This is a genomic window from Arthrobacter sp. P1_D12, assembly GCF_056406175.1.
This window is the reverse complement of the sequence record NZ_JBFUAR010000021.1, coordinates 80,772-94,623: the sequence shown is the minus strand read 5'-3', so window position 1 is coordinate 94,623 and position 13,852 is coordinate 80,772. Positions and strand designations below refer to the sequence as shown.

The 13,852-nt window shown below is 68.5% G+C and carries 12 protein-coding genes and 1 tRNA gene; 5 read left to right on the top strand and 8 right to left on the bottom strand.

What is annotated here, in order from left to right; all coding sequences use genetic code 11:
* Positions 1–86: 86 nt before the first annotated feature.
* Positions 87–163 (top strand) — tRNA-Pro (locus tag AC1DZV_RS16050).
* Between the two features lie 234 nt (positions 164–397).
* Here AC1DZV_RS16050 and AC1DZV_RS16045 read toward each other — a convergent pair.
* Positions 398–616 (bottom strand): hypothetical protein, encoded by a 219-nt coding sequence (locus AC1DZV_RS16045; protein WP_018776166.1) that lies wholly within the window; start codon positions 614–616, stop codon positions 398–400.
* Positions 617–747: 131 nt separating this feature from the next.
* On the opposite strand from AC1DZV_RS16045, the gene AC1DZV_RS16040 reads away from it, so the two are divergent.
* Positions 748–2,013: a helix-turn-helix domain-containing protein gene (locus AC1DZV_RS16040; RefSeq protein ID WP_459385576.1), complete on the top strand. Its 1,266-nt coding sequence runs from the start codon at positions 748–750 to the stop codon at positions 2,011–2,013.
* Positions 2,014–2,091: 78 nt separating this feature from the next.
* Here AC1DZV_RS16040 and AC1DZV_RS16035 read toward each other — a convergent pair whose 3' ends face one another.
* Complete coding sequence (locus AC1DZV_RS16035; protein WP_476954097.1) at positions 2,092–3,066, bottom strand: phosphoribosylaminoimidazolesuccinocarboxamide synthase; 975 nt, start codon at positions 3,064–3,066, stop codon at positions 2,092–2,094.
* 47 nt (positions 3,067–3,113) lie between these two features.
* On the bottom strand, positions 3,114–4,424 hold the full coding sequence (purD, locus tag AC1DZV_RS16030) for a phosphoribosylamine--glycine ligase (RefSeq protein WP_476954091.1): 1,311 nt from the start codon (positions 4,422–4,424) through the stop codon (positions 3,114–3,116).
* 462 nt (positions 4,425–4,886) lie between these two features.
* Between purD and AC1DZV_RS16025 the strand changes: the two genes are divergently transcribed.
* Both AC1DZV_RS16025 and AC1DZV_RS16020 read left to right on the top strand, forming a co-directional pair.
* The gene (locus tag AC1DZV_RS16025) at positions 4,887–6,461 is read left to right on the top strand and encodes a molybdopterin-dependent oxidoreductase (RefSeq protein WP_476954090.1); all 1,575 of its coding nucleotides are present in this window, start codon (positions 4,887–4,889) and stop codon (positions 6,459–6,461) included.
* A 36-nt stretch (positions 6,462–6,497) separates the two neighbouring features.
* Positions 6,498–7,514 carry an asparaginase gene (locus tag AC1DZV_RS16020; RefSeq protein WP_079555582.1) on the top strand — a complete coding sequence of 339 codons (1,017 nt, stop codon included), beginning with the start codon at positions 6,498–6,500 and terminating at the stop codon, positions 7,512–7,514.
* Between the two features lie 86 nt (positions 7,515–7,600).
* Here the strand turns inward: AC1DZV_RS16020 and AC1DZV_RS16015 are convergent, their stop codons facing one another.
* Positions 7,601–9,265 carry a PIG-L family deacetylase gene (locus AC1DZV_RS16015; RefSeq protein ID WP_476954089.1) on the bottom strand — a complete coding sequence of 555 codons (1,665 nt, stop codon included), beginning with the start codon at positions 9,263–9,265 and terminating at the stop codon, positions 7,601–7,603.
* Between the two features lie 524 nt (positions 9,266–9,789).
* Here AC1DZV_RS16015 and AC1DZV_RS16010 point away from each other — a divergent pair.
* Positions 9,790–10,200, top strand: coding sequence for a sterol carrier family protein (locus AC1DZV_RS16010; RefSeq protein ID WP_476951789.1), 411 nt, complete (start codon positions 9,790–9,792; stop codon positions 10,198–10,200).
* A gap of 15 nt (positions 10,201–10,215) precedes the next feature.
* Here AC1DZV_RS16010 and AC1DZV_RS16005 read toward each other — a convergent pair whose 3' ends face one another.
* The 4 genes from AC1DZV_RS16005 to AC1DZV_RS15990 form a co-directional block, all read right to left on the bottom strand.
* A complete protein-coding gene (locus AC1DZV_RS16005) occupies positions 10,216–10,977 on the bottom strand; it encodes an SDR family oxidoreductase (protein WP_476954088.1) in 762 nt (253 codons plus the stop codon).
* A gap of 169 nt (positions 10,978–11,146) precedes the next feature.
* Positions 11,147–11,464 (bottom strand): hypothetical protein, encoded by a 318-nt coding sequence (locus tag AC1DZV_RS16000; protein WP_476954087.1) that lies wholly within the window; start codon positions 11,462–11,464, stop codon positions 11,147–11,149.
* A 63-nt stretch (positions 11,465–11,527) separates the two neighbouring features.
* Positions 11,528–11,833 (bottom strand): hypothetical protein, encoded by a 306-nt coding sequence (locus tag AC1DZV_RS15995; protein WP_223913587.1) that lies wholly within the window; start codon positions 11,831–11,833, stop codon positions 11,528–11,530.
* Between the two features lie 153 nt (positions 11,834–11,986).
* Positions 11,987–13,774, bottom strand: coding sequence for a glycoside hydrolase family 15 protein (locus AC1DZV_RS15990; protein ID WP_476951708.1), 1,788 nt, complete (start codon positions 13,772–13,774; stop codon positions 11,987–11,989).
* Positions 13,775–13,852 lie beyond the last annotated feature (78 nt).

The following is a 13,852-nucleotide window of genomic DNA, read 5'->3' as shown; positions in this document are numbered from 1 at the left end:
GGCGGGACACGTCCCTGCCGACGCCCGATTTCACATCCGGGGCCATGATCGGATACTCTTGTGAAGTTGCTTTTGAAGCAACGGATCGGGATGTGGCGCAGCTTGGTAGCGCGCGTCGTTCGGGACGACGAGGTCGCAGGTTCAAATCCTGTCATCCCGACCAAACACAAAGAGGGCCCTCCACACGGAGGGTCCTCTTTTGTATGTCCGACTGTAGGTCCGGCTGTAGGTTCGGCGCGATTTCATGACCCCGGCACCGGACATCGGCCCGGCCCAGCGCCCTGCCCCCGCCTCCGGACACAACGCAGCCCCGGGAGGGAATCTCCCGGGGCTGTGCCGGATATCCGTGCCACAGGCAGCCGGCCGCTGCTGCGCCGGGCCTGTCACATCGGGCTTGTTACATCGGGTCGGGCCAGTTGCCGACATTCAGCGAGTGGGTCATGGGGTCGGGCCAGTTGCCCACCGCCTGGGCGGTGCGCATGGGGTCGGGCCAGTTGCCGACTGCGGCAACGTCTGAGACATCGGTAAGTGAAGCAGCGGACAGCACGGCCGGAGCCGCGGCGGAGAATGCCAGTGCGCCCGCCAAAACGGCGCCGGCTGCAATCTTCTTCAACATAAGTTTCCTCAATATGGGTTGGGGTTCCTTAACCAAGTCAGCACTACCCTTGTTGACACACATTGTAAAATGGTTTCTACAGAGACTGTCAAGCATTTAGTACAAAGAATGTCCGGAATTAGGAGGTATCCGTGGGGAACGGATTTGGGGAGAAGCTCCGCGCGGAACGGCTCGAACGGGGCCTGACGCAGGCGGAGTTGGGCCGTGACCTGTACTCCCCCAGCTACATTTCTCTGCTGGAAACCGGACGCCGCGAGCCGACCGCCGATGTCATCGAGGAGCTTGCCCGCCGGCTTGAACTGGCCCCCAAGGCGCTCGAGGCCTGGAGCCAGCCGGTGTCCGTCAGCGACGCCGAATACGTGCTCGCGGGACTATATGCCCGGCAGGCCTGGGACCTCCGGGACTACCCCGTGGCCGCCACCCACGCCGCCGCCGCCGCCAAGATCGCCCTGGAGGCCAAGAACACCAGCGCGTGGTGGAACATGACCTATATGCAGGCCGAGTGCCTGATCAAGCAGGGACTCTGGCAGGAGTGCAAGGACGTGGTCCAGAATCTCCTGGAGCACCCGATGGCCGCGGAGTCGGCCGGGCTCGGCGTCCGGGCCCAGCAGATGCTCGCCGCAGCCTCGCAGGGCCAGGGGCAGCTGACCGCCGCCGTCGAGCATGCGCAGGAAGCGGTGCGGCTCTGCGCACAGCTGCCCAAGGGCTCCACCATGATCATCGGAGCCCTCCGCGCCCTGATTGGTGCCCTGGCCGAGAGCGGCCGGCTCGATGAGGCGTGGGAGTACTGCCAGGCCATGAACGACCAGATGGACGACCACTCGATGTCCCAGCTCGCCGGCGAGGTGGCCTGGGTGATCGGCAACGTGGCCTTTATGCGCCACGACTACCCCGAGGGGATCAAGTACCACGAGCGGGCCGGCCGGCTGCTCTCCCCGGCCAACGACATCGACCTGTGGGCCCGGTTCAACAAGGCCTCCGCCGCCGTCCGCCTGTCCTCGGGAATCGTCGAACCCGAGACGCTCTCATCGATCGAGCGCGCCGAACTGGCCCTGTCGATTGTCGGCGGCAACAAGACCGACCAGCTGGAGGTCGCCTTCATCCGGGCGCGCTGGCTCTACCTCACGGGCGACATCGTGGCCGCCGTCCAGAAGCTGCGCGAGATCCATGCCGAGCGGGAGGCTCTGGCCCGGCACACGGCCGGCGAGGTCTCCCTGCTGCTGGGGAAGGCGCTCAAGGCTGCCGGGGAGGCCGCGGAGGCGCTGGTGTACCTCGAGGAAGCCCAGAAGGAGTTCAGCGCGGCGGGCGCCTCGGACCGGGTCCAGCAGGCGCTGGACGCCGTGCTCGAGATCAAGCTCGCCCAGCGCCGGGCCGAGGCCGCTTCCGCGGAAGCCTAGCCCCGGCCTTGCCAGGCGAACGTCCGGGCTAGGCGAACGGCCCGGCTAGGCGAACGGCCCGGCTAGGCGAACGTCCGGCTAGGCGAACGTCCGGCCGGTGAGCTTCTCGTAGGCCTCCACGTAGCGGCTGCGGGTGCGCGCTACGACGTCGGCCGGAAGGACGGGCGGAGGCGTGTCCGAGGCCTTGTCCCAGCCCGACTCCGGCGAGGTCAGCCAGTCGCGCACATACTGCTTGTCATAGGACGGCTGCGCCTGCCCGGGCTGGTACGTGGCCGCATCCCAAAACCGTGAGGAATCCGGGGTCAGCACTTCGTCGCCCAGGGTGATGACACCGGTCGCCGTGTCGAGGCCGAACTCCACCTTGGTGTCCGCCAGGATGATGCCGCGTCCGCGCGCGATTTCCTCGGCCTTGGTATAGATCTTCAGGGTCAGCCTGCTCAGATCCGCCGCGACGTCCGCACCCACGAGGCCCACGACGGCGTCATAAGTGATGTTCTCGTCGTGCTCGCCCACCTCGGCCTTGGCCGACGGCGTGAAGATCGCCTCCTGCAGCCGTGACCCGTCAACCAGGCCGGCTGGCAGCGGGATGCTGCACACTGTGCCCGACGCGCGGTACTCCGCGAGCCCGGTGCCGGTGAGGTAGCCGCGGGCGATGCATTCGACCGGGAACATGTCCAGCTTTTTGCAGATCATTGCCCGGCCCTCGACGGCGGCGGGGACACCGTCGTCGGCCGTGGAGGCGAGGACGTGGTGGGCGACGTCGAGCTGGTCGAACCACCACAGGCTCAGCTGGGTCAGGATGCGGCCCTTGTCCGGGATCTCGCTGGCCAGGACGTGGTCGAACGCACTGATCCGGTCGCTGGCCACCACCAGGACACAGTCCTGGCCGAAGCGTTCCGCGACGGCCGGATCCGCGGGGACGTAGAGGTCGCGGACCTTGCCGGAGTAGACGTGCCGCCAGCCGGGCAGGTCCTGCGTGGCGGTGTCGAGCCCGCCCTTGGGCACGGTCTCAGGCACGGTCTCAGGCACGGTCTCAGGCAGGGTCTCAGGCATGGTCTCGGGCTGGGTGCCGGGCGTCGGCGCTGCGGATTCGGTCACGTTTATGCCTTCGCTTTCGACGCGGCCGCGGTTCCCGGCCCGGCGACCCGGATCTGGCCGCGGGCGGCCTTGCCGCCGATGTCGGTGCGGAACTGGCTGCCGTCCAGCTGGACGAGCTCGACGCCGTCGTACGCCCGCTCCCGGGCCTCCACGAGGTCCGTGCCCAGCGCCACCACAGCCAGGACGCGGCCGCCGGCGGAGACGACCTTGCCTTCGCCATCGAGCTTGGTACCGGCATGGATCACGTGGACGCCGTCCAGGGCGTCGACCTTCTTCAGGCCCCGGATTCGGTCGCCCGTCCGCGGAGTGTCGGGGTAATTTTCGGCGGCCACGACGACGGCGACGGCCGTGTCCTTGGACCAGCGCAGCGGCTGCACCTTGTCCAGCTCTCCCTTGGCCGCTGCCATGAGCAGCCCGCCGAGGGGCGTCTTAAGCCGGGCGAGGACGGCCTGGGTTTCGGGATCGCCGAACCGGACGTTGAATTCGATGACCCGCGTGCCGCGCGAGGTCAGGGCGAGGCCGACGAAGAGGACGCCGACAAACGAGGTACCGCGGTGCGCCATCTGGTTGACCGTGGGCTGGGCGACGCGGTCGATCACTTCCTGCACGAGGCCTTCGGGGGCCCATTCCAGCGGTGTGTACGCGCCCATGCCGCCGGTGTTGGGGCCCTCGTCGTTGTCGAAGATGCGTTTGAAGTCCTGCGCCGGGGACAGGGCCACGGTGTTGGTGCCGTCGCAAAGGACGAACACGGAGACCTCGGGTCCGTCCAGGAACTCCTCGATCACCACGGTGCCGCCCGCGTCGAAACAGGTCTGGGCATGCGCGAGGGCCTCGTCGCGGTTGGAGGTGACCACGACGCCCTTGCCGGCCGCGAGCCCGTCGTCCTTGACGACGTACGGGGCGCCGAAGGTATCGAGGGCGTCGGCGGCTTCCCCGGCGTTGGAGGCTACGCGGGCCATTGCGGTGGGCACGCCGGCCTCGGCCATGACTTCCTTGGCGAAGGCCTTGGACGCTTCCAGCTGGGCCGCGGCCTTGCTGGGGCCGAAGACCGGGACGCCGGCGGCGCGGACGGCGTCGGACACGCCGGCGGCGAGGGGCGCCTCCGGACCGACCACCACCAGGTCAACGGTGAGCTTGACGGCCAGCGCGGCGACGGCGTCGGGATCGTTCGCGTCGATCGCATATGTGGGGACCAGCGCGCTGATGCCGGCGTTGCCCGGGGCCGCGTGGACCTCGGAAACGTTCGGGTCTGCAAGCAAGGATCGGACAATGGCGTGTTCGCGGCCGCCGGGGCCGATGACAAGTACCTTCACAGTCTCCAAGGGTACGTGGTGCACCCCGCAGGCTCCTAAGCTGTGTCGGCCGCTGGACATGCTCAATTTTCGCCGCGGCGCCTCGCGGGGCGCCGGGCAATCCGCAGCTCAGCGCTCCCGGCGCAGGGCGGCAATCCTGAGTCCGGCAGCCCGGGCACCGGGCAATCCTGAGCTCAGCAGCGCCGGGGACCGGGGCCAACCCGCGGGACATGCCCACGCCCGGCCGCGGCCAGTGGGCACAATGCCATCATGCCCATGCCCGGGTCCCAGGACTGGACATGTCCCGTGGTGCCGAAAATCAGGCCCACGCCCGGGTCCCAAGACTGGACATGTCCCGGGGACCGCGGGACATGTCCACGCCAGGGTCCGGCAGGAGGGCATGCCCACTCGCCGGAGCCAGGCCCGGCGCCGGACAATCCGCGGAGCGGGCGGCTACGAATGGCATGTATGAACAAACCCAGCATGAAGCCCAGCAAACGGTCCCGCGGCGCCACAGCCCTGGCCGCGGTGGCCGGAGTGGCTGCGGCCGCCGTCGTCCTGTCCGTCGCGGAACTGATCGGGGCGTTCTTCACCACACGGGCGACACCCCTGATTGCGCTGGGATCGACGTTCATCGACTTCACGCCGCTGTGGATGAAGAACTTCGCCGTTGAAACGTTCGGCACCAACGACAAGGCCGCATTGTTCGTCGGCATGGCGGTCACGATCCTGCTTTTGGCGTGCGTGCTCGGCATCGTGGCATACCGTAAGTGGGCCCTGGGTGTGGCCGGGGTGGTGCTGATGGGCGCCGTGATCGTCGGCAGCGTGGTGACGCGGGCCAGCGTCAAGCCGATCGATGCCATTCCCTCCCTGATCGGCACCGTCGCCGGGCTGGTTGTGCTGCGGCTCCTGATCACCCGGCTCTGGCGGATGCAGGAATGGCCGGACCGGGCCGCCGATCTCGCCGCGAAGGAACCCGAGCGCCCGGCGACCACGCGGCGCGGGTTCTTCGCCGCCGCCGGCATCACCGCGGCCGCCTCGGCTGTTGCCGCCACCGGCGGACGCCTGCTGAGCGCGGCCCGCAGCAACGTGGCCGCGGCCCGCGAGTCGCTGCAGCTGCCCGCGCCCGCCAAGGCCGCCGCCGCGGTCCCGGCCGGAGTCCAGTCCAAGGCGCCCGGCGTCACGCCGTGGCTGACCCCGAACAAGGACTTCTACCGGATCGACACGGCGCTGAGTGTGCCGGAGATCAACGTCCAGGACTGGGAGCTGCGCATCCACGGCCTTGTGGAACAGGAGGTCCGGCTCACTTTCCAGGATCTGCTCGACGCCCAGCTCATCGAATCCCATGTGTCCCTGACCTGTGTGTCCAACCCGGTCGGTGGCAACCTGGCCGGCAACGCCAAATGGCTGGGCATGCCCATCCGCGACGCCCTGAAGCTGGCCCGCCCCACACAGGGCGCGGACATGGTGCTCTCCACCTCGGCTGACGGCTTCAGCGCCTCCACGCCCCTGGAGGTCCTCCAGGACGACCGCGACGCGATGCTGGCGATCGGCATGAACGGCGAGGCGCTCCCGCTCGAGCACGGCTACCCGGTGCGGATGGTGGTTCCCGGCCTGTACGGCTTCGTCTCCGCGACCAAGTGGGTGGTGGACCTGGAGGTGACCCGGTTCGCGGACAGCAAGGCGTACTGGACCCAGCGCGGCTGGTCCGAACGCGGCCCGATCAAGACCATGGCGCGGGTCGAGGTGCCCAAGTCCTTCGCCAAGGTCCCCGCCGGCAAGATCGCCATCGGCGGCACCGCGTGGGCCCAGACCCGCGGGATCACCAAGGTCGAGGTGCAGATCGACAGCGAGCCCTGGACCGAGGCGGTACTCTCCGACGAGGCCTCCCTCATCACGTGGCGGCAGTGGTCCCTGGACTGGGATGCCACGCCGGGCCCGCACTACATCAAGGTGCGCGCCACGGACGGCAAGGGCGAGGTCCAGACGGACAAGCGGGCGGATCCGGTCCCGGACGGCGCCTCCGGCTGGCAGTCGGTGATGGTGACCGTGGAATAACCGGGGTATCAGCACCGGGCACCATAGACTTGCAGCATGGCTTTGAACCCGCATGCAACCTTCACAGTCGACTCCGCCGTCGAACTGGCAGTCATCGAACGCAGCGGCTTCGTGGAGTCCCGCCACATCGGCTCGGCCGTGGTGCTGGCCGCGGACGGGACGGTAGTGATCGAGCTCGGCGATGTGAACGCCCCGATCTTTGCCCGGTCCACGCTCAAACCGTTGCAGGCCCTGGCCTCGATGCAGTCCGGCGTGCCCCTGCGCGGCGCCCAGGTGGCCATCGCGTGCGGCAGCCACGTCGGATCCCTGGACCACATGGACGTGGTCGAAGGCATGCTCAAGGCGGCCGGGGCCAAGGAAGACCAGCTGCAGTGCCCGGCCGACTGGCCCCAGGATGAGACCGCCCGGAACTGGCTCGTGCAGACCGAACGGGGCAAGTCCCGGCTGGCCTTCAACTGTTCGGGCAAGCACGCCGCGTTCCTTTGGGCGTGCACGGAGAACGGCTGGGACAAGAACAGCTACCTCGAACCCAACCACCCGCTGCAGCAGCGCATCCGCTCCGTGATCGAGGAGTACTGCGGCGAACGCATCACCCACTTGGGCATCGACGGCTGCGGCGCGCCGGTTGCCGCCGTCTCCCTGATCGGCCTGGCCCGGGCCTACTCGAAGCTGGCCAAGGCCCCGGGCGACAAGAACTCGAACGCGCGGGCAGCCACCATTGCCACGTCCATGCTGGACTACCCGTGGGCCGTCCAGGGGCGCGGGCAGGCCAACACGATCGTCATGGACGAACTCGGCATCCTGGCCAAGATTGGCGCCGAGGGCGTCCTGGTCATGGCCACCCGCCAGGGCGTCTCGGTTGCCATCAAGATGCTCGACGGCAACATCCGGGCCACCACGCTGGTCGGGCTGACGCTCCTCGCAGCCTCAGGCGCCGTCGAAATCCCTGAAGTGTCCAGCGTCCTGGACAAAGTGGTGGACCCGGTACTGGGCGGGGGACGCCCGGTGGGCAAGATCCGGCTCGGGCGGGCCGTCGCGGCTCTACTTGACTGACCCGACTGACCGGCACCGCCCGCCAGCGGGGCGCCCCACGGCGGGACAGTCTGAACTTCCGAACGCGCGTCCGGGAGGGAAGGTCGTCACTCCGTGTAGGCCTGGAGTTCGGCGAGTCCGACGTTTTTGGTGGTGCCGGTGACGGTGGTGACTGTCATGCGCAGGCTGGTCGTGGCGCGGGCCGGGAAGGAGACGGTGATCGCTTTGCCCGCGTTGTCCAGGGCTGGCACCGGGACGGTGGTGCCGTCGGAGAAGGTCAGGGTGCCGCCGGTGATCTGGTCACCGGGATTGGGTCGGTCGTAGAGCACGACCCGGTTCAGGGTGACGGCGGTCCGGAAGGCGAGGTGGAGATAGCTTCCAGCCCTACCGCCGACCGTGGCCCATTCCCGGGTCGGGGCCGTGGGGTAGCCGGCGGTGACGCCGTCAACGGCTTTCGGGGCGGTCTGGCCCGACGTCGCGTTCTGGGTGCTGGCTGTGACTGTGGCGTAGGCCGCGACGTTGGTGCTGGTGTAGGCCTGGAGTTCGGCGAGTCCGACGTTTCTGGTGGTGCCGCTGACGGTGGTAACGGTCAGCCGCAGGCTGGTGGTGGGGCGGGCGGGGAAGCTAACGGCGGTTGCCTTGCCCGCGTTGTCCAGGGCTGGCACCGGGACGGTCGTGCCGTCGGAGAAGGTCAGAGTGCCGCCGGTGATCTGGTCACCGGGGTTGGGCCGGTCGTAGAGCACGACCTTGCTGAGGTTCACGGCGGAGGGGAAGGCGAAGTGGAGATAGCTTCCAGCCCTGCCACCGACCGTGGCCCATTCCCGGGTTGGGGCCGTGGGATAGCCGGCGGCGACGCCGTCGTTGGCCTTCATGGCGGTCTGGCCGCTGGTGGCGTTCTGGGAACTGGCGGTGACCGTCGCCGGTGCCGCGACGTTGGTGCCGGTGACGGTGGTGCCGGCCTCGGTGACGGCCGTGGCGGCGGCGTTGGTGCCGCTCGCCGGCGGTGAGGTAGGCACAGGAACGGTGTATGACCGGGAGAATCGGGCGCCCATCGCCCAGGTAGAACAAACTTCGGCCGTATTGCACGTCCTGTAGTCGTATTGGGCGTAGGTCAGGAAGGCGTTGGTCTTGGTCGTCAGATCGGGTTCGAACACGTTGGACGGACGTTGGGTGATGCCGTATCCCTGGTAGCCGGTGATCGTGTGAGTCAGTTTGTACTGCTGCTGTGCGGCCAGCACCAGGTAGGCGACGGTGTGGTGGTCGCTGTGGTCGCCGTCTCCGTAGCTGCCGGCGAAGTCCAGCGTGGCGATCTGGTCCGGCTGGTAACTGTTCATCAACGCCAGCAAGGTGCCTTGAAGCGTCGAGAGAGTGTAAGAGGAGGAGGCGTCCACCGTGGTCATGGTGCTGATTACACCGCCGTACAATTTCTGGAGGCTCTGGTATCCGCTATTTGATGCACCTGCCCCAGTTGGGAATCCGTCAGGCAACCGCATGAATGCCAGCGAAATGTTCGTCGCACCGTCGAGCGTCGCCACCGGAATCGGGTGGCCGTCAATTCCGGCATCCGTCGTCGTCCAGGTGTTGGCGACGCCGGCGAGCTCGGCGTAGGCAGCCTTTACTCCACTCTCTCGCGATGTCCAATAGGCGGCGTTTTGATTTGCATCGCCGGCGGTGACGTAGACGGTGCGCACGCACAGTCCTCCACGGATCATGGAGATGAGCGCGAGGCTCTGGAACAGCAGGTCGTCGTCCTGGTGGGCGACGATGTTCATTGCAGTTCCGGCCGGGCACCCGGGGGCCGCGGAGGCGCGGGGGGCGGTCGCCATGCAGCCCGCAAGCGCAACGACTACCGCGGACGCAAGCACGGCGAAGGACCATCTACGAAACCGGGGAAAAAACATCTGGCTCATCCTTTGGTCATTTTGACGGCTGCTCCTGGTGACCGCCCGCCGGCTCGTGAAGGAGACCTAACTGTCGAGGATCGTGAGCCCGCGGCACGTCACACCACGAAATCGGCTACCCGATCGGGACGGCGCAGCACACCACTTCTTGAAGCGGCTGTTTGCCTTCTCGGTCACGACCACCGGCAAGGGTTCCTGGAGGGGAACCCGCAAAGTAAAACTACATCCGTTTTACTTAATATTCAAGCTACATGGTTTTCGATGTATCCCTGGTGCGGGCGGCGGCCGCCGGGACCGCCGAGCTCTCGCTGAAAAGGGTTGGGAGTAAGGTGGATCCCGATGCGGCCGGACAAGGGCTTGCCGCTGACGGTTTTGATCGGCTGGGAGGCAAGTTAGTGGTGGTTCCGCGACGTCGCATCGCCCTCGATGAGGGCCGCGCAGCCCTCACCGCGTGGCAGGCAGCCAACGCTCCTATGCCGGACGCCGCGCATCCCGCCAGCCGCACAGCTGCCGGCACTCCAGTCCCCCGCAACACGGTTGCGATGGCCGTGCGCTACTCTCTGGAGGAGGTCACCGCCCGGGCACCCGGAAATTCTGTGGAGGTGCGCGTCCCGCCGTTCGGGGTCACGCAGTGTGTGGAGGGCCCGCGCCATACCCGCGGCACTCCCCCGAACGTCATTGAGTGCGACGCCGCCACGTGGCTGGCGATGGTCAGCGGGCAGTTGAGCTGGGCGGACGCCGTCGCCGCCGGCCGGGTAGCCGCCTCCGGGCTGCGCGCCGACCTGTCCGGATTGCTTCCGCTCTAAGCGGGCTGCGCCTGGCTACCCGCGCCCGATGAACGGCATGCCCGCGGCCGTGACCACGAGGGAACCCACGTTGGCCGACGCCGGCATCCCGGCCATCAGCAGCACGGCCCGGGCGGCGTCCTGCACCGCAAATGTCGGCTCGGCCCGCAGGCTGCCGTCCGCCTGAGTTGCCCCGGAGCCGACGCCGATCTCCTCCATGAGATCCGTGGCCGCATTGCCGATGTCGATTTGTCCGCAGGTGATGCCGAACCCGCGACCGTCCAGGTCAATGCTCTTGGTCAGCCCCGTGATCGCGTGCTTAGTCACCGTATAGGCCACCGTCCGCGGCCGGGGCGAATGCGCCGCGATCGAACCGTTGTTGATAATTCTTCCGCCCTGGGGCGACTGCGCCTTCATGGCCCGGACGGCGGCAGCGGCGCAGAGGAGGGACCCTGTGAGGTTCACGGCGAGGGTCGCGTCCCAGTCCTCCACGGTGATCTCGTCCACCGATGCGGCGGGGCCAAACACGCCGGCGTTGTTGAAGAGCACGTCCACGCGTTCCCACTGCCCCAGCGCGGCGGCGAAAAGCCGTTCGACGTCGGCGGGGACGGTGACATCGCACGGGACCGCGAGTGCCTGGCGGTGGCCGGCCGCGGTCTCGCGGAGCGTTTCTTCCCGCCGCCCCGCCAGGACCACCCGGTATCCCTCGGCCAGCATGAGCCTGGCCACTGCGCGGCCGATGCCGGAACCGGCTCCGGTGACGACGGCGACCCTTCCGGGGGTGTGGTGCTGGCTCATGAGGTCCTCCTCGAAGGTTAGGCGCTGCCCGGCCAGCGTACCGCCGAGACGGCACTTCACGGCAGTGTTTCGCGCCCGGACTGCCGCGAACTGTGTTGTCGGCGGCGGCGGGAGAGCGGCTGAAGGCGCTTCAGCCCGGCTGCGGGGCGGACGGCCGAGCGGCGGCCGCCTAGCGGGAGTCGTCCCCGCGGTCCCGGGCCTGCCGGCCCGTGCGGTAGCCGGACCAGAACGCCAGCAGGAGCAACCCGATGCTGATCAGCGCGACCCCTGCCCAGATCCACGGGCCCATGATCATGAGCCCCTGCAGCACGACGGGCCCCGTGGCCAGCGGAGCATACGCGACCCAGCCAAAGTCCTCCTGCGTCACCGGCCGGGCAAGAAGGGCCAGCCCGGCGAGCAGCATGGCCGCGGCAGTGAGCGGCACCGCCACACGGCCCAGCAGATTCTTCCGGGCACGGCCGGAGTTCCGATTCCCCCGCTGCTCCATGGCCATACTGTAACCGTTCGGCGCGGCGAACCGGCTGGAAAAACGGCCTACTCGATGATCAGGTCAGGTACGGGCCTGCGCCCTCTTGCCCGCCAGCGAGCCCCCCAGGGTGGAGTTTGAGCGCCCGGCACCGCCGCGCCGCCCCCTGATCACCCGGGCGGACGATCCGGGCACGGCGGCCCGGCCATCGGCGCTGCGGTCCCTGATCAGGCCGGTTCCGGCGATTTCCCTTGCCTGGGCGACGCCGGCAACGGCGGCTTTCTTGGTGGGAAACGTCACTGAGACTGCCATCAGTTGCCCTGCCCCGTCCATCATGCGAATGCGGTAGCCGCCTTCGGGCGCGTCCACGAGCTCAAAATATCCCGCCATTTGCAACACTCCTATGTTCCCTCGTATCCCCCGCCGGGATATTAGTAAGTGTACTTATTTTACGGTGCGGGGAAAGTGCTGAAGGTCCCGCCCTTCGTCCGCCGGCGGTCGCGGCGGCGGGGCCGCGGGGGCGGGGCGGGGCGGGGCCGCGGGTCACGGAAGCGGGGTGTCGCTGCGGCGGACGCCGTCTTCATGCAGTTCCAGCGCGCTCATGACGAGGGCGAAGTGGCTGAAGGCCTGCGGCGTGTTGCCCAGCTGCCGGCCGGTGTCGACGCCCCACTCCTCGCTGAGGAGCCCGACGTCGTTGCGCAGCGCCAGCAGGCGCTCGAACAGCTCCCGGGCCTCGTGGCGCCGGCCAGCCCCGATCAGGGCCTCGACGAGCCAGAAGGAGCATGCCAGGAACACCCCCTCCTCGCCGGGCAGCCCGTCATCGCTCTGTGCCGGCAGGTAGCGGCGCAGGAAGCCGTCGTGCGTCAACTCGCGCTGGACCGCGTCGATGGTGCCGATGATGCGCGGATCATCCGGCGGGAGGAACCCCACCCGGGGCAGCAGCAGGAGGCTTGCATCCAGCTCCGGCCGCCCGTAGGACTGCACGAACGTGTTGCGGTCGGCGTCGAACCCGTTGGCCATGACTTCGGCGTGGATGGCGTCACGCAGCTCCTCCCAACGGTCCGCCGGGCCGGTCAGGCCGAAGTCGCGGACGCCTTTGACCATGCGGTCCGCCGCCACCCAGGCCATCACCTTGGAGTGCGTGAAATGGCGTTGCGGGCCGCGCATTTCCCACAGCCCGTTGTCCGGCTGGCGCCAGGCCGTCTCCAGGTGTTCCATGAGGGCCACCTGGACGTCCCAGGCGTCGTCGGTGTGTTTGAGCAGGGAGTTCCGGGTCAGGGACAGGCAATCGAGGACCTCGCCCCAGACGTCGAGCTGCAGCTGGCCGGCCGCACCGTTACCGGTCCGCACCGGAGCGGAGTTTTCGTAGCCCTTCAGCCACGGCAGTTCGAGCTCCGGCATCCGGCGTTCGCCGTGGAGCCCGTACATGATCTGCAGATCCGCCGGGTCCCCGGCGATGGCGCGGAGCAGCCAGTCGCGCCACGCGCCGGCCTCCTCCGTGTAGCCCGCGGCCAGCAGCGCCTGCAGCGTGAGCGTGGCGTCGCGGAGCCAGCAGAAGCGGTAGTCCCAGTTCCGGGTGCCGCCGATCTCCTCCGGCAGCGACGTCGTGACGGCGGCCACGATCCCGCCGGTGGGGGCAAACGTCAGGGCCTTGAGCGTGATCAGCGAGCGCTGGACGGCGTCGCGGTAGCGTCCGGTGACCGTGCACTTCGCCGACCAGCGAAGCCAGAACTCCTCGGTGGAGGCCAGGACCGTTTCCGGGTTCACCGACCGCGGCCGGCGGAGGTGGCTGGGGCTCCAGGTCAGCACGAAGGGCACACGCTCCCCGGCCTTGACCGTGAAGTCGCTGACGGTATGCATCCGCTCACCGCGCAGCGGCGCCTCGGTCACCAGATAGGCGGCATCGGGTCCGGCGACGGCGTGGATCCCGAGCTCGTCGTGGCGGACCCACGGCACAATATGGCCGTAGTCGAACCGGAGCGCCAGTTCGCCGCGCATCCGCACCGTGCCGCGGACACCGACCACGATCCGCACGATATCCGCCACCTCGTCGCGGGGCGGCATGAAGTCAATGATCCTGACCTTGCCCTCGGGCAAATCCCACTCGGTTTCCAGGATCAGCGTGCCCTTCCGGTAGCGGCGGCGCGTGCATTCCCCGCCGCCCGCCGGTGCCAGGAGCCACCGGCCGGCCGCGGGGGAATCGAGGAGGGCGCTGAAACAGGCCGGCGAGTCGAAGCGCGGCAGGCACAGCCAGTCGATGGAGCCTTCGGTGCTGATCAGGGCAGCGGTGTGCAGATCGCCGACCATTGCATAATCCTCGATGCGTACCATGACACTTACAGTGCCACACCGCCGCCCCCGGCACGGCGGAGGGCGCACGGCGGAGGGCACACCGGGTCGGCGCACCGG